This window comes from bacterium SCSIO 12827 (assembly GCA_024397995.1).
Lineage (GTDB): Bacteria > Pseudomonadota > Alphaproteobacteria > Rhodospirillales > Casp-alpha2 > UBA1479.
Genome location: CP073746.1, coordinates 3479653 through 3502957, shown reverse-complemented (window position 1 = coordinate 3502957; position 23305 = coordinate 3479653). Strand labels below are relative to the sequence as shown.

23 protein-coding genes are annotated in these 23305 nt (G+C 65.4%); 7 read left to right on the top strand and 16 right to left on the bottom strand.

Annotated features, from left to right (window positions below):
- Positions 1 to 20 precede the first annotated feature (20 nt).
- The 4 genes from KFF05_16370 to KFF05_16355 form a co-directional block, all read right to left on the bottom strand.
- Positions 21 to 488, bottom strand: a complete 468-nt coding sequence (locus KFF05_16370) for a YcgN family cysteine cluster protein (GenBank protein ID UTW51455.1) — start codon at positions 486 to 488, stop codon at positions 21 to 23.
- A 49-nt stretch (positions 489 to 537) separates the two neighbouring features.
- Positions 538 to 1872, bottom strand: a complete 1335-nt coding sequence (locus KFF05_16365) for a cobyrinate a,c-diamide synthase (protein ID UTW53761.1) — start codon at positions 1870 to 1872, stop codon at positions 538 to 540.
- A gap of 8 nt (positions 1873 to 1880) precedes the next feature.
- Complete coding sequence (locus tag KFF05_16360) at positions 1881 to 2516, bottom strand: SCO family protein (GenBank protein UTW51454.1); 636 nt, start codon at positions 2514 to 2516, stop codon at positions 1881 to 1883.
- A 70-nt stretch (positions 2517 to 2586) separates the two neighbouring features.
- Entirely contained in the window at positions 2587 to 3447 is an 861-nt protein-coding gene (locus tag KFF05_16355) for a formate/nitrite transporter family protein (protein ID UTW51453.1), read from the bottom strand.
- A 95-nt stretch (positions 3448 to 3542) separates the two neighbouring features.
- On the opposite strand from KFF05_16355, the gene KFF05_16350 reads away from it, so the two are divergent.
- Both KFF05_16350 and KFF05_16345 read left to right on the top strand, forming a co-directional pair.
- Positions 3543 to 4622 carry a cobalt-precorrin-5B (C(1))-methyltransferase gene (locus KFF05_16350; GenBank protein UTW51452.1) on the top strand — a complete coding sequence of 360 codons (1080 nt, stop codon included), beginning with the start codon at positions 3543 to 3545 and terminating at the stop codon, positions 4620 to 4622.
- Complete coding sequence (locus tag KFF05_16345) at positions 4615 to 5355, top strand: cobalt-precorrin-6A reductase (protein ID UTW51451.1); 741 nt, start codon at positions 4615 to 4617, stop codon at positions 5353 to 5355. Before KFF05_16350 ends, KFF05_16345 begins: the two co-directional genes overlap by 8 nt.
- On the opposite strand, the gene cobM is transcribed toward KFF05_16345, so the two are convergent.
- From cobM to KFF05_16300, 9 genes are all read right to left on the bottom strand, one after another.
- Positions 5352 to 6122 carry a precorrin-4 C(11)-methyltransferase gene (cobM, locus tag KFF05_16340; protein ID UTW51450.1) on the bottom strand — a complete coding sequence of 257 codons (771 nt, stop codon included), beginning with the start codon at positions 6120 to 6122 and terminating at the stop codon, positions 5352 to 5354. The genes KFF05_16345 and cobM overlap by 4 nt on opposite strands.
- On the bottom strand, positions 6119 to 7939 hold the full coding sequence (cobJ, locus tag KFF05_16335) for a precorrin-3B C(17)-methyltransferase (protein UTW51449.1): 1821 nt from the start codon (positions 7937 to 7939) through the stop codon (positions 6119 to 6121). Before cobJ ends, cobM begins: the two co-directional genes overlap by 4 nt.
- A complete protein-coding gene (locus KFF05_16330; protein UTW51448.1) occupies positions 7936 to 8658 on the bottom strand; it encodes a precorrin-2 C(20)-methyltransferase in 723 nt (240 codons plus the stop codon). The genes cobJ and KFF05_16330 overlap by 4 nt, the downstream gene beginning before the upstream one ends.
- The gene (gene cbiE / locus KFF05_16325; protein UTW51447.1) at positions 8655 to 9869 is read right to left on the bottom strand and encodes a precorrin-6y C5,15-methyltransferase (decarboxylating) subunit CbiE; all 1215 of its coding nucleotides are present in this window, start codon (positions 9867 to 9869) and stop codon (positions 8655 to 8657) included. Before cbiE ends, KFF05_16330 begins: the two co-directional genes overlap by 4 nt.
- A complete protein-coding gene (locus KFF05_16320; GenBank protein UTW51446.1) occupies positions 9862 to 10509 on the bottom strand; it encodes a precorrin-8X methylmutase in 648 nt (215 codons plus the stop codon). Before KFF05_16320 ends, cbiE begins: the two co-directional genes overlap by 8 nt.
- Positions 10510 to 10521: 12 nt before the next feature.
- Positions 10522 to 11529, bottom strand: a complete 1008-nt coding sequence (locus KFF05_16315; GenBank protein UTW53760.1) for a sirohydrochlorin chelatase — start codon at positions 11527 to 11529, stop codon at positions 10522 to 10524.
- 181 nt (positions 11530 to 11710) lie between these two features.
- Entirely contained in the window at positions 11711 to 13009 is a 1299-nt protein-coding gene (locus KFF05_16310; protein ID UTW51445.1) for a tetratricopeptide repeat protein, read from the bottom strand.
- A 141-nt stretch (positions 13010 to 13150) separates the two neighbouring features.
- Positions 13151 to 13921, bottom strand: a complete 771-nt coding sequence (locus tag KFF05_16305) for a hypothetical protein (protein UTW51444.1) — start codon at positions 13919 to 13921, stop codon at positions 13151 to 13153.
- Positions 13914 to 15701: a GAF domain-containing protein gene (locus tag KFF05_16300; protein UTW51443.1), complete on the bottom strand. Its 1788-nt coding sequence runs from the start codon at positions 15699 to 15701 to the stop codon at positions 13914 to 13916. Before KFF05_16300 ends, KFF05_16305 begins: the two co-directional genes overlap by 8 nt.
- Before the next feature lie 278 nt (positions 15702 to 15979).
- On the opposite strand from KFF05_16300, the gene KFF05_16295 reads away from it, so the two are divergent.
- Positions 15980 to 17506 (top strand): UbiD family decarboxylase, encoded by a 1527-nt coding sequence (locus KFF05_16295; protein UTW51442.1) that lies wholly within the window; start codon positions 15980 to 15982, stop codon positions 17504 to 17506.
- Between the two features lie 4 nt (positions 17507 to 17510).
- Here KFF05_16295 and KFF05_16290 read toward each other — a convergent pair whose 3' ends face one another.
- Together KFF05_16290 and KFF05_16285 are read right to left on the bottom strand one after the other, a co-directional pair.
- Complete coding sequence (locus KFF05_16290; GenBank protein UTW51441.1) at positions 17511 to 18371, bottom strand: branched-chain amino acid aminotransferase; 861 nt, start codon at positions 18369 to 18371, stop codon at positions 17511 to 17513.
- A gap of 163 nt (positions 18372 to 18534) precedes the next feature.
- The gene (locus KFF05_16285) at positions 18535 to 19167 is read right to left on the bottom strand and encodes a helix-turn-helix transcriptional regulator (GenBank protein UTW51440.1); all 633 of its coding nucleotides are present in this window, start codon (positions 19165 to 19167) and stop codon (positions 18535 to 18537) included.
- 196 nt (positions 19168 to 19363) lie between these two features.
- Here KFF05_16285 and KFF05_16280 point away from each other — a divergent pair, with 196 nt between their 5' ends.
- The gene (locus tag KFF05_16280) at positions 19364 to 19726 is read left to right on the top strand and encodes a hypothetical protein (protein UTW51439.1); all 363 of its coding nucleotides are present in this window, start codon (positions 19364 to 19366) and stop codon (positions 19724 to 19726) included.
- Complete coding sequence (locus tag KFF05_16275; GenBank protein UTW51438.1) at positions 19723 to 20130, top strand: hypothetical protein; 408 nt, start codon at positions 19723 to 19725, stop codon at positions 20128 to 20130. The genes KFF05_16280 and KFF05_16275 overlap by 4 nt, the downstream gene beginning before the upstream one ends.
- Here KFF05_16275 and KFF05_16270 read toward each other — a convergent pair.
- Positions 20096 to 21025 (bottom strand): 4-hydroxybenzoate octaprenyltransferase, encoded by a 930-nt coding sequence (locus KFF05_16270; GenBank protein UTW51437.1) that lies wholly within the window; start codon positions 21023 to 21025, stop codon positions 20096 to 20098. The genes KFF05_16275 and KFF05_16270 overlap by 35 nt on opposite strands.
- Before the next feature lie 51 nt (positions 21026 to 21076).
- Here KFF05_16270 and KFF05_16265 point away from each other — a divergent pair, with 51 nt between their 5' ends.
- Positions 21077 to 21802: a 16S rRNA (uracil(1498)-N(3))-methyltransferase gene (locus KFF05_16265; protein ID UTW51436.1), complete on the top strand. Its 726-nt coding sequence runs from the start codon at positions 21077 to 21079 to the stop codon at positions 21800 to 21802.
- 72 nt (positions 21803 to 21874) lie between these two features.
- Positions 21875 to 23242, top strand: coding sequence for a glutamate--cysteine ligase (locus KFF05_16260; protein UTW51435.1), 1368 nt, complete (start codon positions 21875 to 21877; stop codon positions 23240 to 23242).
- The last annotated feature ends 63 nt before the right edge of the window (positions 23243 to 23305 follow it).

Below are 23305 nucleotides of genomic sequence, written 5' to 3'. Positions count from 1 at the left end.
CTTGCCGGGCGGCGGGGCGGCTATTTGGGCCAGCCCACCACATGATTTTCCAGATCGTCGGTGTCGCGTTCGGAAACCACGCGGCCGCGCACCGAGATACCTGCATAATGAACCGTTTCCGCATCGCCGGAAACCAGGGGATGCCACCAATAAAGGTCCTGGCCTTCGGAAATCAAGCGGTATGCGCAGGTTGACGGCAGCCAACCCAGTTTTTTGACCATGCGCGGTGTCAAAATCTGGCATTCGGGGACGAATCGCTTGCGGTCTTCGTAACTGGAGCAGCGGCAGCTGTCCGTGTCCAAAAGGCGGCAGGCGACGTCGGTATAGAGAACCTCGCGCGTCGCTTCGTTTTCCAGCTTGTTCAGACAGCAGCGTCCGCAGCCGTCGCACAGCGATTCCCATTCCCCCTTGGACATTTCGGCAAGACCCTTGGTCTTCCAGAACGGCGGCGGTAGGTCGCGTTTCTTCTTCCTGAACAGCCCGAACATGGACGTTGTCTTTCCTTAAGGGGCAATGAAGGCCGACAGCATACTGCCCTCAGGCGCCGCTGTCCTCCCGGTCGATCAGGTGGACAAACGATCCCATGACACTGCCCCGCCGCCGGCCCAAGGCACCCAGATACATGCCGTCGGCGTTGGAGACGTGGAACAGAGGGGCATCAATGCTTTCGGCCAAGCCCTCGGCGATGATCGTCGCGTAATGGAATTCATGGCCGCGCAGCGCTGCGCCGGCCGGCCCGAACGGCCCGGTATCCGCGATGACCGCGCGGCGGTAGCCCAGGTGCAGTTTGCGTTGGGCGAACGACGTTTCAACGGGCAGCAGCCCGGCCATGGCATGGGCTTGGCCGTCGGCATCGGTCAAGACATCGCCCAGCACCATGTAGCCGCCGCATTCGCCGAACACGGTATGCCCTGCCGCCGCCATGCTGCGCAGTCCGGCCAGGAACCGGGCGTTTCCGGCCAGTCGCCCCGCATGCAGTTCCGGATAACCGCCGGGCAGATAGACCGCGTCGGCGCCGGCCGCCGGCGCCTCGTCATCCAGCGGCGAAAAGAAGGTGATTTCGGCCCCGGCATGGCGCCAGCCGTCCAGCACATGCGGATAGCAGAACGAAAACGCCCGGTCGCGGGCGACCGCGATTTTCTGGCCCAACGGCGATAACGGCAGGGCATCCGTGTTTGCGGTGGTGCCTGTGGCGTGAGCCAGGGCGCGCAGTGCCATCGTATCAACATGGGCGGCGACGGCTTCGGCAGCAGCATTCAGAAAGGCTTCCAGGTCACCATGCTCGCCCGCCTGCACCAAACCCAGGTGCCGTTCGGGCAGGGTCAGGTCCGCCAGCCGGGGCAGGCAGCCGAGTACGGGAATGTCCGAGTGATCCTGGGCCATGGCGGCAGTGAGGATATCCGCGTGCCGGCTGCTGCCCGTTCGGTTGAACACCACCCCGGCGACGGTGACGTCCGGGCGGTGACGGGCGAAGCCGCCGACCAGGGCCGCCGCCGACGCCCCCTGGGCCGCCGCATCGACCACCAGGATCACCGGCCAGCCGAAGGTGCGGGCCGCGTCGGCGGTCGAACCTTCGTCCAGCCTGGCGCCGTCGAACAGGCCCATGACCCCTTCGCAGACGATCAGATCCGCCCCCTTGGCGGATGCCGCCAGGACGGATGCCAAGGTCCCGTCCCGCATGGCCCAAAGATCTAGATTGGGGCAGGACCGGCCGCCGGCGGCCTGATGAAAGGCGGGATCGATATAATCGGGGCCGACCTTGGCCGAGGCCACGGCAACACCCGTGTCTCGGAAATGGCGCAGCAGGCCAAGGGTCAGCAGCGTCTTGCCGTTGCCCGACGACGGGGCGGCGATGACGATCCCCGGCGGCAACCCACCGGTCACAGCAGGGACTTGATCTTGGCCGCCATGGTTTCGGCGTCCGTCTGGGTGCTGAAATGGGTCAGGAACTTGCCGTTCGGCCCCATCAGATAGATCACCGATGAGTGGTCCATCAGATAGGCGTCCTTGTCCCCGCCTTCGTCCACGACCTTGGCATAAAACACGCGGTAGGCCTTGGCGACCTGCTTGATCTGTTCCGGCGTGCCTGTCAGGCCGACGATGCTGGGATGGAAGTGGGCGACATAATCCTTCAGCACCTCGGGCGTGTCGCGCTCCGAATCGACGGAGACCAGGATGGGAACGACCTTCGCCGCCAGGGGGCCGAGCTTATCCATGGCCGCCGAAATTTCGGTCAGCGAGGTCGGGCAGACGTCCGGGCAGAAGGTGTAGCCGAAAAAGATCAGCATGGCCTTGCCTTGGAAATCCTTTTCCGTCACCTGGCGGCCGGTGTGGTCGGTCAGGGTGAAGGGGCCGCCGATCTTCACTTCAGGCGCGGTGCCCGTGCGAGGTGAATCGGCCAGGCGCTGCTGCGCGATCACGGCGGCAACGGCGATCAGGATGACGGCCGCCAGGCCGAAGGCGATGCGGCGCACCAGGCGCAGGCGGGAAACGGTCTTGTTGGGTTGCTTGGTCATGGCCTCGTTGCCGGCTGTTTCAGCGTCTGGGAAAGGTACGGACTTTGTCCGCCTATTCAACCTTTGTCGGTCAGGAATGTGGCCGTAAATAGACCAGGTAGTAGGTTCCGGCCACGAACAATCCGCCGCCGACCATGTTGCCGAGTGTCACCGGCACGAGATTGCCCACGAAACCCGCGAGCGTTAGACCGCCCACATCCCCGGGAAGGCCTGCCGCCGTCACATAGGCGTCATTTCCCGCCGCCAGCATGCCCACGGGAATAAAGAACATGTTGGCGATCGAATGCTCGAAGCCCAGGGCGACGAAGGCGGTGATGGGGAACAGGATGGCGAAAATCTTGCCGATCACGTCATGGGCCGCGAAGCACAGCCAGACCGCGAGGCAGACCAGGGTGTTGCACAGCAGGCCGCGTACGAAGGCGGTGGTGAAATCCAGTTCGACCTTGGCGGCCGCGATCTTGACCGCCGTCGCGCCGACGGCGCCGGACCCCAGGTCCATATAGCCGGACCAATAGGCCAGAACGGCCATGGCGACGGCGCCGGCCAGATTGCCGACATAGGCCACGCCCCAATTGCGCAACAGCGCCATCGTCGCGATCTTGCGGTCGGCCCAGCCCATGACCAGCAGCAGGTTGCCGGTGAACAGTTCCGCCCCGCCGACCACGACCAGAACCAGGCCGAGGGAGAACGTGATCCCGCCCAGGATGCGCGACGGCCCCAGGCCCAGGCCGTGGTTGGTCATGGTCAGGGTGAACAGCATGGCGCCGAAGGCGATGAAGGCACCGGCCAGCAGGGCCAGGGTGAACAGCGGCAACAGAGGCAGCCCTGCCTTGGCCACGCCGGCAACCTCGACCCGCCGCGCCATCTGGGCCGGCGCATAGGCGTCGAACAGGCTCGGGTCCCGGCCCGGGGGTGGCGCTTGATCGGCCATGGGGTCACTCCTCCTTGGGCGGTTCGTTGCACCGGCATTCCCTCTCTTTGTTTTCCCCTTTGGGTCACGACGGGTCAATGCGCTAGATTCCCGCCATGCCCGCACGCAAACCGGATGGAAACCTGAAACGTGGCTGGACCACCGGCGCCTGTGCGACGGCGGCGACGGCGGCTGCCTATGAGGCCCTGGTCACGGGCGCCTTCCCGGAAGCCGTCACCATTACCCTGCCGCGTGGCGAGGAGCCGACCTTTGACTTGGCGCGCACGGGCCTGGACGACGGCAGGGCGAGCGCCGCCGTCATCAAGGACGCGGGCGACGACCCGGACGTGACCCATGGGGCCGAGGTCTCGGTGTCCCTGCGCCCGGGGGGCGCCGGGACCGGCGTCACCTTCCGCGCCGGGCCGGGCGTGGGCACGGTGACCCTGCCCGGCCTGCCCTTGGCCGTTGGCGAGCCCGCCATCAATCCGGGCCCGCGCAGGATGATGACTGGCGTGATCGAGGATTTGTCCCGGCGCCTGAACGGTCCCGGCGACGTCGAGATCACGGTCGCCATCAAGGACGGCGAGCGGCTTGCTGAAAAAACCATGAACGGCCGCCTCGGCATTCGCGGTGGGCTGTCGGTGCTGGGCACCACGGGCATCGTTATTCCCTATTCCTGTGCGTCCTGGATCCATTCGATCCACCGCGGCGTCGACGTGGCGCGGGCGGGCGGGCTTAGCCATATCGCGGCGGCCACGGGCTCGACCTCGGAAGCGGCGGTGAAGGCGCTTTATGATCTGCCGGACATGGCGCTGATCGACATGGGCGATTTCGCGGGCGGATTGCTGAAATACCTGCGCCGCCATCCCTTGCCGCGCCTCACCATCGCGGGCGGCTTCGGCAAGCTGGCCAAACTGGCGCAGGGGAATTTGGATCTGCACTCCGCGCGCTCATCCCTCGACATGAACAAATTGGCGGCGCTGGCCGCCGATGATGCGGCCCTGGCCGAATGCATCAAGACGGCGAACACGGGGATGGAAGCCCTGACCCTGGCCCAGGCGGCGGGTGTTTCGCTCGCCGACCGGGTGGCGGCTGGTGCGCGGGAGGTGGCCCTGGCGGCCCTGGCGGGTGACGTCGCGGTCGAGGTTCTGGTGTTCGACCGCCAGGGACAACGCGCCGGGCGCGCCGGTGGTTAGCACGCTCCTGATCCTGGGCGGTACGGCGGACGCCCGCATCCTGGCCGCCGCCGTGCAGGCACGCTGGCCGGATATGCGTATCATCACGTCGCTGGCAGGGCGCACGGCGACCCCGCGTCTGCCCGTGGGCGAGGTTCTGGCCGGCGGCTTCGGCGGCGCGGCCGGGCTGGCCGAATATATAAGGGCTGAACGCGTTACCGCCCTGATCGATGCCACCCATCCCTTCGCCGCCGAGATTTCGAAAAGCGCGGCAGAGGCCGCAACAATTGCCCATGTCCCGCGCCTGGTTCTGGCCCGCCCACCATGGCAATTTGTGCAAAATGCTGCAATGCAGCATGTGTGCAGCATAAGTGCAGCAAAATCAGCGCTGGAAAGTGCCGGGCAGCGCATTTTCCTTGCCATAGGCCGGCAAGAAGTTAATCAATTCAACACCTTAAAAGACCGCTTCTTTTTGCTGCGCTTCATCGACGCGCCTGCGTCGCCGCCGACGTTTGATCGCTATGAAGTCCTGACGGGCCGCCCCGGAACCTATGATGACGAGCGCCGAATGCTGCAGCAATTCTCCATCGATACCCTGGTTGCCAAGAACGGCGGCAGCGCCGCGTCGCGGGCCAAGGTCGATGCGGCGTTGGACCTGGGCTTGCGTGTGATTTTGATCGATCCGCCGGACCTTCCGCCGCCGCCCCATGCCGAAAGCATCGACGGGGCCCTCGCTTGGCTGGACAGTCTTTAGGAAGGTTGCACCTTCTTGGGGCGCAGGACGTGGTGGTGATGGGCGGCGTAAAGGGCTGAATCGTCGAACGCCGTTTCGCCGAGGGCGCGGCCGACCAGGATCAGGGCCGTGCGGGTGAAGCCCGCCGCCTTCACCTTTTCCCGGATATCGGCGAGCGTGCCTTCGACCATCTGCTGGTCCGGCCAGGTCACCCGGTAGGCGACGACCACGGGGCAATCGGCGCCGTAGTGCGGCGTCAGGTCCCGCACCACCTTGGCCAAGTTGTTGACGGATAGATGCACCGCCAGGGTCGCCCCGCTTTTGCCCAGCGTTTCCAGGTCTTCGCCCTTGGGCATGTCCGACGCCCGCACCGAGGTGCGGGTCAGGATGATGCTCTGGCTGACCTGGGGCAGGGTCAATTCGCGTTTCAACGAGGCCGCGGCGGCGGCGAAGGCGGGCACGCCCGGCGTCACGTCGTAATCGATGCCAAGCGCGTCGAGCCGGCGCATCTGTTCGGCGACGGCGCCATAGATCGACGGATCGCCGGAATGGACGCGGGCGACGTCGTGTCCGGCGGCGTGGGCCGTTTCGATCTCGGCGATGATCTCCTCCAGGTTCATCGGTGCCGTGTCGATCACGCGGGCCCCTGTGGGGGCTTCGGCCACGACCTCGGCCGGAACCAAGGACCCGGCGTAAAGCACGACCGGGCATGCCTTGATCAGGTTCAGGCCGCGCACGGTGATCAGATCGGGAGCCCCCGGTCCGGCGCCGATGAAATGGACGGTCATGTGCCGGTCTCCTGTTTCTGCATTTTCCCGGCATAGCCCCGGGGGGTATAGACCCAACGCCGGGTGCCGCGGGTGATCGCGCGGCTGTCGGAGGATCCGATCATCACCAGGGTCAGCATGTCGACCATGTCCGCCGTCAGATCCTTGAGGTCGATGATCTGGATGGTCTCGCCGTCACGGCCCAGATTGCGGGCCAGGATCACCGGTGTCTCCGGCGGGCGGTGAGCCATCAAGATGTCGCGGGCTTTTTCCAGCTGCCAGCGCCGGCGCTTGGATACGGGATTGTAGAGGGCCATGACGAAATCGCCCTCGGCGGCCGCGCGCAGGCGCTTTTCGATGACCTCCCAGGGCGTCAGCAGATCGGATAGCGACACGGCGCAGAAATCATGGCCCAGGGGGGCGCCGGCCCGCGCGGCGGCGGCCTGCAGCGCGCTCACGCCGGGCTCGATGGTGACGGCAAGGCGGTTCCAGCGGGGATCGTTCCCGCGGTCGATCAGCTCCACAACCAGGGTCGCCAGCGCATAGACACCGGGATCGCCGGAACAGACCAGGGCGACCTGCCTGCCCTCGGCGGCAAGGTCGAGGGCCTTGCGAGCGCGCGCCTCTTCTTCCGACAGGTCCGAGGAATGCAGCGCCTTGCCCTCGGCGGCGGGGCCCAGCAGGTCCAGGTACAGGCCGTAGCCGACCAGGTCCGTCGCCCCGGCCACGGCGCGGGAGACGGCGGGGGTGCGCCACAAGGGTGCGCCCGGCCCGGTGCCGACCACGGTCAGCCGTCCGCGTGCCCGGCCCACGGCCGATGCGTCGATGTTGCCGCTGGCCCTTGCGATGGCGCAGGTGGCGCGTTTGGATTTGCTTTTTTCCACGATCAGTTCGGCCGTCGGCCCGGCGGCGGCCAGGGCCGCCCCTTCGGCGACGCCATGGCAGCCGACTTCCTGGAACACGACGTCCGACGGATTGGCGAGGCGCGGGGTCTCGGCCTCCAGCGTCGCCGCGTCGAAGAACCGAACCGGCACGCTCAAGACGTCGCCGAGATCGTTGACGGCGGCTTCGTCCATCTTCACGTCGATGGTGGCGACGCAGGCAACGGCCCCCGGCGCCAGCCTGTGTTTGGCCAGGGTCTCGGTGACAAGGTCCCGGACTTCGGCGGGATCGGCGTCGCGCTCACAACCGACGCCGATGACCAGCACCGGCGGGTGCAGGACCAGATCGTCCGTATCCCCTTGGGCGCGGTCGGTCACCAGAATGCCGGGCCGTGCCGACGGATCGATGGGCAGGTCAGTGTCCGTGAGCCAGCTTGCGTCGCCGGCCTGAACGTTCAGGCGCACGGGATCGCCCGCCAGCAGGGCGGCGGCAACGGGAAGGGATTTCTTGCGGTTGGCCACCATCCAGCCCGCGGGCGGGTCGTCCACGCCGATGCCGTGGCGCAGGTCGCCGGTCGTGGTCACGGCGGCGCTGATGCCCAAGGCTTTGGCGATCTCGCGGGCCAGAACGTTGGCGCCAGAATGCCCGCCCAACAACGGCACCACGGCGCTGCCGTCCTCGGCCACGGAAATCACCGGCGGCTCGGCGACCTTGTTGGCCAGCAGCGGGGCCAGGGCGCGGATCAGAATGCCCGAGGCGAAGATGCCGATCACCGGATGCCCGGCCTGAAACAGGCGGGCGGCATGGCTGGTGGTTTCGTCGAAGAAGTCATCGGCCTCGGCAACGCGGCCGACCCGGCCATGGACCAGCGCGCCCGGAATGACGCTTTGCAGGCGGCGGGCTAGGGCCGTCCCCGGTTCGGTCACGGCGAGGATGACGGGTGGGGCGGCGGTCATGTCTGGGGCTCCGTGGTTTCGACATCCTCGGGCGAGCGCACCAGGATCATGGAGAAATAGGGGGCGGTGTCGGGGGCATCGACAAGCGGCATGACTTTCTGATCGGCCATGGTCGCGCGCTCGACATACTGCGCGCGGTCGAGCCGCCCCAGTTTTTCGATCACGCCTCGGATCTTCGGCAGGTGTCGGCCGACCTTCATGATGGCGGCGGCTTCGGATTTTTCCAGGCGGGCTTCCAGGTCGGCCTCGTCCAGTGGCCCCGGGATCACCGTCAGCACCTGGTTTCGTGACACCAAGGGCGCGCCCGCCATGGCGGCACAGGCGGCGAGCGACGACACGCCGGGCACCACCTGGGTCGGATAATTTTCGGCCAGCCGCAGGAACAGATACATGAACGAGCCGTAGAGAAAAGGGTCGCCCTCGCACAGGATCGCGACGTCGCGCCCGGCGGCGAGGTGCCCTGCGATGTCCCGGGCATAGTCATCGTAGACGTCGTTGGCAGGAAAGCGTCCCGGCACCATGGGCGTGACGATGGCGATTTCCGTCTTGCCCGCCGGAATATGCGGGGCCGCGATGGCGCGGGCCAGGCTGTCCGTGCCCGCCGCCGCCGGATAGGCGATGACGGGGGCCTGGGCAATGACCTTCACGGCCTTCAGCGTCAGCAGGTCCGGGTCGCCGGGGCCGACGCCGACGCCATACAAGGTGCCGGGTTTGCTCATGACTTGGTCACCGCCCACTGCAGCACATCCATCAAAGGCCGCATGCCGGTCAGGCCGCCGACCGCGTCAGCGCGGGCGACGGCGATGCGGGTCAGCTCTCCGCCATGGGCGCGATGGTTTTGAATCAAGATCTCCTGGGCTTCCAGGGTCACGCCGTTGGCGACCAGACGCCCGCCGGGTTTAAGGGCGGCCAGGGCGCCGTCGATCACGCCGGGCCGGGACAGGCCGCCGCCGACGAAGACCGCGTCGGGGGCGTCCCCGGCTTGCGTGAAGCATTGGGGGGCGTCGCCCTTGATGAGTTTCAGATGCGGCACGCCGAGGTTGTTCGCATTGGCTTCGATGTCGTCGAAGCGGGCCGGGTCGCGTTCCATGGCGACTGCCTGCGCGTCGGCCGCCGCGCGCAGCCATTCGATGGCGACCGCCCCCGATCCGGCACCTACGTCCCACAGCAGTTGCCCCGGCAGGGGCTGCAGGCGGGCCAGGGTCGCGGCGCGGACCTCGCGCTTGGTGATCTTGCCGTCGTGACGAAAGGCAGCCTCGGGCAGGCCCGGGGTTTCCGGCCAGACCGTCGCCCCCGGACTCGGCCACAGATGAAAGGCGATGACGTTCAGGTCCTTGACCCGCCGGCCTTCCCATTCCTCGGCCACGGTGTCGTAGCGTCCTTCGTCGGGCCCGCCCATGTGTTCGAACACGGTCATGGGACTTTCCCCGAAACCGCGCCGGCACAGCAATTCCGCCGCGCGCGCCGGGGTCTCGCCGTTGCGGGCCAGGATCAACAGGCGCATGCCCGGCAGCAAGTGGCGGTTCAGGATCTCGACCGGGAAGGCGTGGCAGCTGACCGTGCGCAGGGTGCCATCGGCCAATGACCAGCCCATGCGCGCCGCCAAAAGGGCGAAGGCGCCGGGGGCGGGCAGGATGTTCATGACCTCGATGCCGAAGCGCGCGACCAGGCGCTTGCCGATGCCGAAGTTGAGCGGATCACCCGAGGCGAGCACGCAGACCTGCCTGCCCGCATGTTGTTCGATGGCGGCGATCCCGGCGTCCAGGCCGTTGGCCCAGGTCAGGCGCGGCCTGGCATCGGGGGACAGTTTGCCCAGGTGACGGTCGCCGCCGACCAGGACATCGGCGGCTTCGATCAGGGCGCGGGCGCGGGCACTCAGGCCGCCCAATCCGTCCTCGCCGATGCCGATCACGGAAAGCCATCTATCCATTTTGTGCCTCCGGCTGCTCAGGGGCGGGGCAAAGCGCGTTCACGGCGGCGGCGGCCAAAGCACTGCCACCCTTCTGACCCGGTAAGGTCGTGAACGGGATATCGCCCGCATGGTCGATCAGGACTTGCTTGGATTCCGCCGCGCCGATGAAGCCCACGGGAAAGCCCAGGATGACCGCCGGCTTGGGCGCGCCTTCGGCCAGTAGTTCCAACAACCGGAACAGGGCCGTCGGCGCATTGCCGATGGCAACCACCGCCCCCGCCAAATGCGGAACCCAGGCATCGACGGCGGCGGCGGAGCGGGTGGTGCCCAGGGCCGCCGCCCGTTCGCGGACGCCATCGTCATTCAAGGTGCAGATGATCCTGTTGTTTGCGGGCAGGCGATGGGCGATGACGCCGCGGGCGACCATTTCCGCATCGACCAGGATGGGCGCCCCCGCCGCAAGGGCGGCCTTGCCGGCCTGCGCCGGATCGCCGGACAGCACCAAATCCGCCGCGATCTCCGCCATGCCGCAGGCATGGATCAGGCGCACGGCCATGGCCCGTTCGGCGCCCTTGAACCGCGACAAATCCGCCGCCGCCTCGATGGCGGCGAAGGAACGGCGGTAGATCTCCGCCGGGTCGCGGACGTAATCGAACATCGCGTCCCCGGGTCAGTTGTCGGCGTCGTGGGAATGCGGATGGGAGTGCCCGTGGCTGTGCCCGTGATCGTGAGAGTGACCGTGGTCATGGCCGTGCCCGTGATGATGATGGCCATGCTTGCCGTGATGGATACCATAATCTTCAGCCCCGTGGCCGTCCGTGCCGATGCCGACCACATGGTGGTGGTGGCCGACCTGGGCGGCACCCTGGTCGTCCTCATAGCCGATGATCTGCTCCCGGTACTTGCACAGCAGGCAGTTCATCTTGTTGTCGCCGTTGAGCGCTTCCTCGACCCGGTCGGCGAAGCAGTCGATCAGGTCCTCATGGTCGTTCAGGTAGGGCGCCTTGACGACATCAACCTCGGGGTGCGCGGCGGCGCAGTCATCGGCCCAGCGGTAGATGCGGTTGACCAGGATGCCGGTGAACAGGAAATAGGGGAATACGATGATGCGCTTGAACCCGAGCTTCACCGCCTTGTTCAATCCTTCGTCGACAAGCGGATAGGCGACGCCGGAATAGCTGACTTCGGCCCAGCCGAAATCCATGCCTTCCCACAACATGCGCGCGACCTTGTTGACGTTGGAATTGGCGTCCGAATCGTTGGTGCCGCGCCCGACCACCATCAGAAGCGTGTCCTTGCGGGCGATCTCGCCGGTCGCGTTGGCGGCGGCCTCGGCTTCTTCGATGCGGACCTTTGCCGCGCGCAGAAGCCGGGCGTCGATCGCCAGTTCGCGCCCAAAGCGCACATCCAGGTCCGGGTGCGCATGGGCGAAGCTGTTGATCTCCGACGGCAGGTCGTTTTTCACATGCCCCGCCGCGAACAGCATGCCCGGCACGCAGATGATGCGGTCGACGCCCCGGTCCTTCAGCTTGTCCAGGCCCGTGCGGATGACGGGGGTGGCGAATTCCAGGAATCCGCTTTCCACTTCGTAATCGGGGAATCGCTTGGCCAGATGGCCCGCCAGGGCGCCGAATTCATCGACGGCCCCTTGGTCGCGGCTGCCGTGGCCGCAAATCATGATACCGGTCTTGCTGGAATTTTCAGTCGTATTGGGCATTCGCTTGGTCCTTGCCTTCGAGCGACCGCCGGCGCCATTGCCGGCGGAATGGTCTGGTTTTTCGCCGCCTGGTCATTGCCTCCGGACGGGAAAGTGGGCCGACTATACAGGTTTCAGGATGGGGGGAAAGGGTGACGCGGCGTCAACCGGCGGGCACGGGTCGTCCGTTCGCTTCGGTGTCTTCCGGGGGTGCCGATTCGCCACCGTCCTCAGCGGTTTCCGGGGCCGCCTCTACCGCGGGCTCTTCGGCCTCCGGCGGCTCGGGCGGGGGCAGGCCGGCCCGACGTTCCAGGTCCTGGGCATCTTCCTCGCGCCCCAATGCACGGAGGGCGGCGGCCAGGTTGACCTGACTGAGGGCGAGCGAGGCATCGCCCGGCATCAAATGCTTTTCCTTGATCGCGACGGCACGGCGGAACAGGGGTTCCGCCGCCTGGGTCTTACCCCGTCGCCGGTAATAAAGACCAAGGTTGTTGACCACGGCGGCGACGTTGAGATGATTGTCGCCCCAGGTTGTCTCGTCGGCGGCAAGGGCACGCTGATAATACAGTTCCGCGGCTTTGGCATCGCCGGCCAGGTCGCAGGCCAATCCTAAGTTGTTGAGGATGCCGCCCAGGTCGGGGTGGCCCTCGGCGCCGGATTTTTCGAGCAGGTCCAAAGCGGCGGCGAAATGCTTGCGCGCGGCTTTGTAGTCTTCCCGGCCGTGGGCCAGGGCGCCCAGCCGGCCCAGACATTCGACCCGCAGTTCCAGGTCATCCTCGGGCACGGCGTCGGCGGCCAGCCGGAACAAGGTCGTGGCCTCTTCCGCGTCGCCACGCGCCGCCAGAAGGTCACCCGCGACCAAGCGGGCCAAGGCCGCGGCACGGCCATGGATACCGGCGGTCCAGGCATGTTTGTGGCCGGTGGTGTCCTCTTCCTCGGCGGCGCGGATCAGCAGGTCCGTGCCGCGGGCGATGTCGCCGGAAGCGATGGCGCCCCGGGCGTCATGCAGCAGCTTGGCTGCCGCCGGTGACCCGGCGCTGACAGTGCCGAGCCGGGCGCGCAGGTCGTCCAGTTCGCCCGCGAAAGATCGCAGCCGCCCGTCACGTGCCTGATCGTCGATCCCTTGGTCGGCGAGAATTTCGGCCAGGCCCTGAATCTCGGGCGTGTCGGGCAGGGGGGCCGGCTCCATGGGAGCGGGCGCCATTACGTCGACCGGGGGCGTGTCCGCCGCGGTCGGCTGGCTGCGCAGGATGGGGTCGGGACGGTCCAGGCGGTCGCCGCCGCGAAGCCTGCGGCCACCGAACAGCAGTACGCCGATTAGCGCCAGCGCCCCCGCCCCGGCCGCGGCAAGCACCCAGGTCGGCATCGTCGCGACGGTTTCCACCAGCGGCACCCATAGGTCCGCGGTCGAGTTCAGTACCCCGTCACGGATCAGTACCAAGTCCGACAGAAACTGTTCCATAACCGGAAAAAATACCCGCCCATGCTGATTTTGCACAGGGGAATGGCCCAATCGCCCGTCTGCGGGGCTCTGGCCGGGGCTGGGCGGTGGCGATGTGGCGTGGCGGCATGATCCCGCCGGCCCCACGATTCGCGGGATGAGTCAGCCCGCCGGGCGGAAGGCCGGGTAATCGAAGGGCAGGGCGTCCCGGTGTAGCAGGGCCGCGCGGCGGGCCCGTTCGTCCTCATCGTCGAGGTTGCGTTGAACAAAAGTTTCGACCGTGTCGGCCAGGCCGTGCAGGGCGACCAGACGCTGGATCAGGTCGCGTTGAGCCAAGGCGGGATGGCTGCGATCCCGGGCGGGAATCTCGGCAAGCGGCACCGGGCGGCCGTCAATGGCGAGCGCCCCCCGGGTGCAGATATAGGCGCCGGCGCGGCTCACGGCGGGGCCGAATTCGACCTCGGCCTCAAGCTCCGCCAACTCGCCGTAAACATAATTGCCGCGCGTGGTCTCCGTGGTGTGCATATGGGCGAGCTGGGCCGGGGTCAGCCAATTGACGAACAGCGATACTATGGTGCCGGGGGCGGGATGCAGGGTTGCCGGAACCGATCCGTAGCGCGCGAAATGGGCGCAATAGACGCTGTCGAAATTCTTCAACTCCAGGCGCACCACGGGGATGGGGCCGTCCTCGGGCCGGGCGAATTTCCAGGTCAGCGCCGACGGCGCCTGGTTCGAGCCGCAGGCAATCACCGGCACGCGATCGGCCAGGTCGCCGCCCGCGAGGTCGTGGAGATGGGCGTCGCTGTCGACTGGTTGGACATGGCCCGCGTGGATCACGAACGACCGGTCGGGCACGTCATAAGGATAGGCCAGCCCCCGGGAAACGGACCGGGGGCGGCGTGGACGGTCGGATGAGGTGGGCGGGTTATTCAAGGTATTTGGCGATGTCCACGTCGTCGATCTGATAGGGCTCCAGGAACCTGTCGGCGTATTCCTGGAACACGCCGGAAGTCAGGAACAACTTGAACAATTCGCTGTCGATATGCGCGTCCTTTTTCATGAACGACATGATCTTGATGCTGTCCGATAGTTTCTTCGGGTCCTTGTAGGGCCGGTCGGCGGCGGTCAGGGCCTCGAAGATGTCTGCGATGGCCATGATGCGCGCCGGAACGGACATTTGATCCTCGGTCAGCTTTCGGGGATAGCCCGTGCCATCCATCTTTTCGTGGTGGCCGGCGGCGTATTCCGGCACCCGCTTCAGATGCTTGGGGAACGGCAGCTGTTCCAGCATGATAATGGTCTGCACGATGTGGTCGTTGATCTTGAAGCGCTCTTCCTCGGTCAGCGTCCCGCGGGCGATGCACAGGTTATAGATTTCGCCGAAATTGTACTTGTGCTCGGGGATGTTCAGCTTGAACCCGAAGGGGTTGTCGGGCTGGGCGGCGGGCTCCAGCGCGTCGCGGAAAACGACATGGTCGTCGCGGTCAGCCAGAAGGGATTCCTTGGCCGGCACCGGCACGGGCGGCATGCGGTCCTTGCGCTTGCGTTCTTCGAACGACAGGCCCAGACGGTCGTCCAAAGTTCGCGTCCACTGGGTCTGGGCGATCTCGCGGATGCGGTCCTGGTCCTCGGGCGCCATGAATTCGTCGCCGACGTTAGCCTTGGCGACGAATTCCCAGTCCGCGTCGATCTTGGCCAGGGTCGCGTCCAGTTCGGCCTTCAGCGCGTCCGGGTCGCCTCGGCCCTCAAGCCGCGCCTTGTAGTACTCGATTTCGGCCTCACGCTTGACCACCTCGAAGCGCATGCGCACCTCATGAACCCGGTTGTAGATGGTTTCCAGTTTCACGGCCTTGTCGACGACGTATTCCGGCGTCGTGACCTTGCCGCAGTCGTGCAACCACGCCCCGATGTGCAGTTCGTACCACTGCTCTTCGGTCAGGTCGAAATCCTTGAACGGGCCGTCCTTGTCGTCGCAGGCGGCCTTGGCCAGCATCTTGGTCAACTCGGGCACGCGCTGACAGTGGCCGCCGGTATAGGGAGACTTGGCGTCAATCGCCGACGCGATCAGCTCGATGAAACTTTCCAACAGCTTGCGCTGGCTTTCCAGCAACTGCTGATTGTCGAGCGCCACGGCGGCCTGGGAGGCGAGGGCCTCGACCAGGGGCTGAATTTGCTTGGAGAAATCGATGACCGTGCCCGACGCATCAGTGGCATTAAGCAACTGGATGACGCCGATGATTTCATCCTGGCTGTTCTTCAGGGGCACGGTGAGGAACGATTTGGAACGATAGCCCGTGCCCTCATCGAATTTCTTGGTGCCGGAAAAGTCGAAATTCTCTGCCTCGTAGGCGTCCTGAATGTTGATCGATTCGCCGGTCAGAGCGCAGTAGCTGGCGATGTTTTTCTGGTTCGGCTGGCCCGTTTCCGGATCGAACAGGCGGATCGGTGGAAAGGTGATGTCCTTGCCCGTGGTGCCGCCCAGCGCGATGTTGAGGGAATCGGTGCGCATGATCTCGAACTTCAGCGCGTCCTCTTCCGTCTTGATGTAAAGGGTCCCGCCGTCAGCCGAGGTCAGGTCCTTGGCCTCCAAAAGTATCTTTTCCATCAATCGGTTGATGTCGCGTTCGGCTGACAACGCGATGCCAATATCGATCAGGCGCTGAAAATTCTTCAGCGCCGGATCGGTCTGCGCAGTCATTGCGTCACCGGACATGTTTCACCAATGAGGTCTTCACTTCCCGTCGTGCCTTGGAATTTTTCCGGCCTCTCCAACCGGACTTCCCTAGAAATCCTAATCTGCCGGTGTTTATAGGGAGTTAATGTCATTTACCGGCACCGGAAAGGGTATCCGCCTTTGTCCCTCATGACAACTGAACGCAGTTTGGCGGAGAATTGGCGTAAGGGATGGCAATTTCACCTTTTGCCCCATGGTTTCAGCGGCTAACGTCGGCGCGCGCCGAAAAACCTGCCCCGGCGACAAGGAAACCGCATATGGCTTATGCCTCGCTCAGGGATTTTATCTTCAACCGGCTGGAGCCGGCAGGCCGTCTTGTGCGCGTCAAAACCCCCGTGTCGCCGGAATTGGAGATGACGGAAATCCAGACCCGTCTGATCGCCGAGGGCGGTCCGGCCGTGCTGTTCGAGAACGTCGTGCGGCGTGATGGCAAGGGTTACGGCATGCCGGTCCTGGTCAATCTGTTCGGCACGGTGGAGCGCGTCGCCTGGGGCATGGAGCGCGAACCGTCGGAACTGCGCGAGGTCGGTGAGACGCTGGCTTTTCTGCGCCAGCCTGAGCCGCCGGAAAACCTGCGCCAAGCCATGGACATGCTGCCGCTGCTGAAAACCATGGTCGCGATGAAGCCGAAAACGGTGAAGACCGCGCCGTGCCAGGAAATCGTCCTCAAGGGCGACGATATCGACCTTGCGGCCCTGCCGATCCAGACCTGCTGGCCCGGCGAACCGGCCCCCCTGATCACTTGGCCGCTGGTCGTGACCCAGGGGCCCCAGGCCGGGCAGAAGGGTGGGGACAAGCGCGACGGCTTCAACCTGGGCATCTATCGCATGCAGGTAACGGGCCGGAATACCACCCTGATGCGGTGGCTGAAGCATCGGGGCGGGGCGCAGCATCACGCCCGGTGGAAGGAAACCCGGCCCGAGCCGCTGCCTGCTGCCGCCGTGATCGGCGCAGATCCGGGCACCATTCTGGCCGCCGTCACACCGGTGCCGGATACCCTGTCGGAATATCAATTCGCGGGGATGCTGCGCGGCAAGCGGGTCGATCTGGTTGACTGCAAGACCGTGCCCTTGAAGGTCCCGGCCGAAGCCGAGATCGTCATCGAAGGTCATGTCTCGCTCGAGGATTACAGCGACGAAGGGCCCTACGGCGACCACACGGGATATTACAATTCGGTGGAGCCGTTCCCCGTTTTCACGGTCTCGGCCATCACCATGCGACGGGACCCCATTTATCTGTCGACCTATACGGGCCGTCCGCCGGACGAGCCGTCGATCCTGGGCGAAGGTCTGAACGAAGTCTTCGTACCCCTGTTCCGCCAGCAATTCCCCGAAGTGGTCGATTTCTGGCTGCCGCCCGAGGCCTGTTCCTACCGCGTTGCCGTGGTCTCCATGAAGAAGGCCTACGCCGGGCACGCCAAACGCATCATGATGGGGGTGTGGTCCTACCTGCGTCAGTTCACCTACACCAAGTTCGTGATCGTGGTCGACGACGACATCAACGCCCGCGATTGGAACGACGTGATCTGGGCGATCTCGACCAATGTGGATCCGGCCCGCGACGTGACGATGATCGAGAACACGCCCATCGACTATCTGGATTTCGCCTCGCCCGAACCGGGGCTGGGCAGCAAGATGGGCATCGACGCGACGGCCAAGATGGGGGCGGAAACGCACCGAGAATGGGGCCGCAAGATCCGCATGTCGGATGACGTGATTGATGAGGTCACCCGCAAATGGGCTGATTACGGCCTGCCGGGATCGGGCAAGCCGATCTGGAAATGACGCCTTAACAGGCCTCGGCGAAGCTGAAATACATGTCACGGGCGTTCTGGAACACGGGGCCGGGACGCAGGGGACGTTCGTCCAACTGGGTGCAGGGGATGACCTTGGAATAGTTGCCGGTGGCGAACAGTTCGTCGGCGTCAAGCAGGTCCTCGAAGCTAATCGCGCGTTCCACGACTTCGATGCCGGCCTCGCGCAGAAGTTGGATCACCCGTTGGCGGGTGATGCCGTCAAGGAAGGTGCCGTTGGGCGCCGGCGTGTGCACGGCACCGTCTTTCACCATGAACAGATTGGCCGACGAGAATTCGGCCACGTTGCCGTCCGGGTCGAGCATCACACCGGTATCGAATCCACGTTCGTTGGCGTCGGCCACGGCGCGCGACACGTTAGGGTACAGGCAGGCGGCCTTGGCGCCGGTCGGCGCCATGTCGGCGGTCGGGCGGCGGAACGGCGACAGGCAGGCCTTGAAGCCGGTCGGTGCGGGCAGGGTCGATTCTTCCACCGTCAGGACGAAATGGGTCGATGCGGGGTCGGGCACGACGAACCCGCCCGAAGCATAGAACAGCGGGCAGATGTACAGTTGGGCGTCGTCGGGGAATTGCTGGATGCCTTCAAGGGACAACTCGACGATGTCTTCCGTCGTCACGTCAGGTGCCATGCCCATGATGCGGGCTGACTGGATGGCACGCGCGCAATGGGCTTCCAGATCGGGAACCTTGCCGGCCATCGACCGGGCCCCGTCGAACACGGCGGACCCTAGCCACATGGCGTGATCGGTCGCCTTCGCGACGGCGGGCTCGTCATCGTGCCATTCGCCGTCGACCCAACTGATGGCGTTGCCGCCTCTACTTTGTCCATATTTCATGGCATCGGCCTTTCAAAACTCCCAAAGCCAGCGCCACTCTCTTCGCATATGCAGCATACCCCTTGGGGGGCGAAAGGCCAAGGGTGGGGCGGGAAATCAAGTAATTACAGTTATTTGTGGTGGAATTTCAACGTCTGATGGAAAGTTACCCCGGGGGGGCGGCCTACTGGCTGGCCCAGACGACGCGGGAAATCCATTCGACCTGGGCAAGGTCCAGGGACCGGTCCTCGTGCGCCGGGTTCAGGGATTGCAGATCAATGTGACGCGCCGTGCGGCGGATCAGCACCTTGGCCATGACCTCGCCCTCCGTCGTTTTGACGACGACGCGGTCGCCGCGCCGGACCGAGGCATGGGGGGCGACGATGATGGTATCGCCGTCACGGAACACGGGCTCCATGCTGTCGCCGTTGATTTCCAGGGCGAAGGTGTTGGGATCGTTCAGGCCGGGGAAGGGGATTTCATCCCAGCCGCCGCCCACGGGGTATCCCGCATCGTCGAAGAACCCTGAATTTCCAGCCTGGGCGAAGCCGATCAGCGGCACGTTGCGGTAGACGCCGCCACCTTCGGTCTCGTCCACGTAGGACACCCATTCCGACAGGCTGGCCCCCGTGGCCTGCAGAATCTTGGCGATGCTTTCCGTCGACGGCCAGCGCAGCTTGCCGTCGCGTGTCGTGCGCTTGCTCTTGTTGAAGGTGGTGGGATCAAGGCCGGCCTTGCGGGCAAGCCCGGAGGTCGACAGGCCATGTTCGCGGGCCAGCCGGTCAACTGCATGCCATACGCTTGAATGCCGCAACATGGGAACATTGTCTTACAATTTGTGGCCAATTTCCATAGCGAATCGTCATAGAGAGCCGATTTTGAGGTGAGATGGGTTCGCAAGATATATAGGAAAATCAACCTTAAAAATTATTGACATGGGAATTTTAGACTGGTTATTTGTATATGTTCTTGAAATGTTCTTTTCTATTTCAAGCCGTAAGGAGGCCGCCCCCGTGAAACGCAAACGCTATTTCCCGCGCCCCCAGCCCGCCGGCGCGGTCCGGCCCTTCGACACGGCGGAAGAGGCCTGGTTCTGGTTCATGCGCGCCCATCGGGCGCGACGCGACGGCCAGCGGTTTGAGGGTGGCGGCGGCATGGCCCGACCGTGCGAAGCCGACGACGTCTACCTTGCCGCCGTCTCCCTGGTGCGGGCGCGGGTGCTTAAGGCGCTGCATCTGCGCACCTTGTTGGAATTCGGCGCCCGTGATCGCCCCCCCGACGCCCGCCTGCGCGACGAGGCCTGGCCCGCCCGCCTGTGGGACGAAGCCCTCGACCGCATGACGACGGTGCTGCGCCGCAAGGGCATCCTGGCATGAGCGACGACAAGGTCCTGGCCGGCCCGGATCTGGCCGTGGTCGCCTTCACCGGGCGGGCGACCCTGCCCTGGTTGCGCCTGCTGAAGCCCGGGTTTCGTCACTGCTTCGTGCTGCTGCGCACGCAGGGCAATTGGCTCTATTACGATCCCATGGCCCATTACACCTTCGCTTCGGCGATCGGGGCCTATCCGCTGCTGGGCCTGTTGCGCGTGTTCCGCCGCCGGGGCTGCCGATTGCGTTTGGCGCGGCCCCACATGCCGCCGCCCCGCGCCCAGGCCTGGCGGCCCTATACTTGTGTCGAGGCGGTCAAGCGGGTGCTTGGCCTGCAGGAACCTTGGGTTTTGACGCCTTGGCAGTTCTACCGATGCCTCAGCCGGCGGCGGAAAGAAGCCGCCCGGCGATGATGGCGGCCAGCACGATCAGCCCGAAATCCCGGTTCGACTTGAACCGCGCCAGGCAGACCTTGGCATTATCGAGATCGAGGCTGCGCACCTGCCAGGTGAGATGCAGTCCTGCCACGGCCAAACCCGCGAAATAAATCGGGTGCAGGGCCGCGTGCACGCCCGCCGCCGCCAGCAGGGTGATCGTGCCGCCGTAGAACGCGGCCAGCCAGGGGCGGGTCGCATCACCAAACTTTAAGGCCGTCGACTTGACGCCGACCAGGACGTCGTCTTCCTTGTCCTGATGGGCATAGATGGTGTCGTAGCCCATCGTCCACAGCAGGCCCGCGGCGTAAAGCAGTACCGCCGGGGCCTCCAGCCCGCCCGTCACCGCGGCCCATCCGACCAGCGCGCCCCAATTGAAAGTCAGGCCGAGCACGAACTGCGGCCAATAGGTGACCCGCTTGGCGAAGGGATAGAGGGCGACCAGGAGCAGCGACGCTGCTCCCAAGGTCACCGTATAGGTGTTGAATTGCAGCAGCACGGCGAGCCCAATTCCAAGCTGCAGGGCCAGGAACGCCAGCGCCTGGACGACCGAGATCTGGCCGGACGTGATGGGCCGATCGGCCGTGCGCGCGACCTTTTTGTCGATATCCCGGTCGGCGATGTCGTTGATGGTGCAGCCCGCCCCCCGCATGACCAGGGCCCCCACGGCGAACAGAGCCATGAACCAGGGGTCGGGCCAGCCCGGTGCGGCCATCGCCGTCGCCCACCAGCAGGGCAGCAGCAGCAGCCAGGTGCCGATCGGCCGGTCCAGGCGCGCGAGGCGCAGATATGGCCTGAGGCCTTCCCCCGGGACTCGGTCAATCCAGCTTTGCGGCGGAATGTCCGAGGCCGAAACTTGTTGTCGTTCATCCATGGCCTCAAGTAATAGGGGCGGGACCCGCGACATTCAAAGGGGAAAAGCGCCATGGCGGCAGGGATCCGCCTCTACGTCGACAGCCCCCTTGGGGCCGGCGCCGCCGTCGAGGCGACGGCCGACCAAGCCCATTACCTGGGCCGGGTCATGCGCTTAGGTGTCGGCGATCCGGTCCTGCTGTTCAATGGCCGTGACGGCGAATGGCGGGCCGAGATCGCGCGCATGGACAAACGCGCGGCCGAGATGACCATCCGGGAAAAAAACCGCGACCAGACCGAAGCTGCGGGCCCCTGGCTCGCCTTCGCGCCGGTGAAGAAGACCGGCACCGATTTCATCATCCAAAAGGCGACGGAACTGGGCGCATCGCGCCTGATGCCCGTCGCCACGGCCAATACCCAGACCGGGCGCACGAATACGGAGCGCCTCCGCGCCCAGGCGGTCGAGGCGGCGGAACAATGCGAGCGCTTGACCCTGCCCGCGGTTTCAGACATGACCGATCTTGATACTCTGCTGGCCGATTGGCCCCAGGATCGGCCCCTGTTCGTCCTGGACGAGACCGGGGGCGGCGCCCCCCTTGCGGCCGTTGCCGCGACCGCGGGCGCGGCGGTCGGATTTTTGGTCGGCCCGGAAGGCGGCTTTCAGGCGCGGGAACTTGACAGGTTTGCTAAGCTTCCCTTCATCACCTCGGTTACGCTGGGTCCCCGCATCCTGCGCGCCGAAACGGCCTGCCTTGCCGCCCTTTCCGTATGGCAGGCGGTTGTAGGCGACTGGACCTGACCAAATATAGGAATGGCGGACCTTTTCTTCTCCTTCTTGCCGCCATTCCCTCCAACGACGAAAGACCCGGCCATGGCCAATGACAGTTCCCCCAAGTCCCAGCCCATTACCGACAAGGCCACCCTGGTCGAATATCTGGAAGCGGGCTGTAAGCCCGCGCGCGACTGGCGGATCGGCACGGAACACGAAAAATTCGCCTACGATCTGAAGACCCTGCGTCCGCTGACTTATGATGGGGAGCCGGGCGTGCGCCAGATGCTCGACGCCTTGACCCGCTTCGGCTGGACCCCGGTGCTGGAGAAAGGCAACGTCATCGCCCTGTCGAAGCCGGACCGCAGTTCGATTTCGCTTGAACCGGCGGGGCAGCTCGAATTGTCGGGGGCACCTGTGGAAACCATCCACCAGACCTGCGGCGAGGTGACGGAGCATCTGAAACAGGTGAAAAACGTGGCCAGTGAGCTCGGCATCGGGTTCTTGGGATTGGGCTACAATCCGAAATGGACGCGCGAAGACATGCCCTGGATGCCCAAGGGCCGCTACGCGATCATGCGGGAATACATGCCGACCAAGGGTTCCCTGGGGCTTGAGATGATGCAGTCGACCTGCACCGTGCAGGTCAACCTGGACTTCAATTCCGAAGCGGTGATGCGCCAGATGTTCCGCGTCGCCCTGGCGCTGCAGCCGATCGCCACGGCGCTTTGGGCCAATTCGCCGTTCCGCCACGGCAAGCCCAACGGCTTCCTGTCCTACCGCTCCCACATCTGGACCGACGTCGACCCCGACCGCTGCGGCACTCTGCCCTTCGTGTTCGAGGACGGCTTCGGGTTCGAACAATATGTCGACTACATCCTCGACGTGCCCATGTACTTCGTCTACCGCGACGGCACCTATATCAATGCCGCCGGGCAGTCGTTCCGCGATTTCATGGCGGGCCGGCTGCCGGCCCTGCCGGGTGAACTGCCGACCATGAAGGACTGGGAAGACCACATGACCACGGCCTTCCCCGAGGTGCGGCTCAAGACCTTCCTGGAAATGCGCGGTGCCGACGGTGGGCCTTGGGCCCGGCTGTGCGCACTGTCGGCCTTCTGGGTCGGGCTGCTGTACGATACCGAAGCCCGCGACGCCGCCTGGGACCTGGTCAAGGACTGGACCGAGGACGAGCGCGAGGCCATGCGCCGGGACGTGCCCAAGACGGCGCTGAAGACCTCGTTCCGCGACAAGCAGGTCAAGGACATCGCCTGCGAAGTCCTGTGCATCGCCCGCCAGGGGCTGAAGAACCGGGCCCGTCTCGACGCCGTCGGCCTGGACGAAAGCCATTTCCTGAAGCCCATGCACCAGATCTGCGATTCCGGCATGACCCAGGCCGAGGAGCTTCTGGTCGCTTACGAACGCCGCTGGAAGGGCAACATCGATCCTGTGTTCACGGAGTACGCCTACTAACTTTGCTTGCCCCCGGGCGGGGCGCGGGGTTAGGTTCCCGCTCCATTCCGCCCGAGAGACCCG

Coding starts and splice junctions, on each gene's coding strand:
- KFF05_16370 (UTW51455.1), bottom strand. CDS start 488: ATGTTCGGGCTGTTCAGGAAGAAGAAACGCGACCTACCGCCGCCGTTC.
- KFF05_16360 (UTW51454.1), bottom strand. CDS start 2,516: ATGACCAAGCAACCCAACAAGACCGTTTCCCGCCTGCGCCTGGTGCGC.
- KFF05_16355 (UTW51453.1), bottom strand. CDS start 3,447: ATGGCCGATCAAGCGCCACCCCCGGGCCGGGACCCGAGCCTGTTCGAC.
- KFF05_16350 (UTW51452.1), top strand. CDS start 3,543: ATGCCCGCACGCAAACCGGATGGAAACCTGAAACGTGGCTGGACCACC.
- cobM (UTW51450.1), bottom strand. CDS start 6,122: ATGACCGTCCATTTCATCGGCGCCGGACCGGGGGCTCCCGATCTGATC.
- cobJ (UTW51449.1), bottom strand. CDS start 7,939: ATGACCGCCGCCCCACCCGTCATCCTCGCCGTGACCGAACCGGGGACG.
- KFF05_16330 (UTW51448.1), bottom strand. CDS start 8,658: ATGAGCAAACCCGGCACCTTGTATGGCGTCGGCGTCGGCCCCGGCGAC.
- cbiE (UTW51447.1), bottom strand. CDS start 9,869: ATGGATAGATGGCTTTCCGTGATCGGCATCGGCGAGGACGGATTGGGC.
- KFF05_16320 (UTW51446.1), bottom strand. CDS start 10,509: ATGTTCGATTACGTCCGCGACCCGGCGGAGATCTACCGCCGTTCCTTC.
- KFF05_16315 (UTW53760.1), bottom strand. CDS start 11,529: ATGATTTGCGGCCACGGCAGCCGCGACCAAGGGGCCGTCGATGAATTC.
- KFF05_16310 (UTW51445.1), bottom strand. CDS start 13,009: ATGGAACAGTTTCTGTCGGACTTGGTACTGATCCGTGACGGGGTACTG.
- KFF05_16300 (UTW51443.1), bottom strand. CDS start 15,701: ATGTCCGGTGACGCAATGACTGCGCAGACCGATCCGGCGCTGAAGAAT.
- KFF05_16295 (UTW51442.1), top strand. CDS start 15,980: ATGGCTTATGCCTCGCTCAGGGATTTTATCTTCAACCGGCTGGAGCCG.
- KFF05_16290 (UTW51441.1), bottom strand. CDS start 18,371: ATGAAATATGGACAAAGTAGAGGCGGCAACGCCATCAGTTGGGTCGAC.
- KFF05_16285 (UTW51440.1), bottom strand. CDS start 19,167: ATGTTGCGGCATTCAAGCGTATGGCATGCAGTTGACCGGCTGGCCCGC.
- KFF05_16275 (UTW51438.1), top strand. CDS start 19,723: ATGAGCGACGACAAGGTCCTGGCCGGCCCGGATCTGGCCGTGGTCGCC.
- KFF05_16270 (UTW51437.1), bottom strand. CDS start 21,025: ATGGATGAACGACAACAAGTTTCGGCCTCGGACATTCCGCCGCAAAGC.
- KFF05_16265 (UTW51436.1), top strand. CDS start 21,077: ATGGCGGCAGGGATCCGCCTCTACGTCGACAGCCCCCTTGGGGCCGGC.
- KFF05_16260 (UTW51435.1), top strand. CDS start 21,875: ATGGCCAATGACAGTTCCCCCAAGTCCCAGCCCATTACCGACAAGGCC.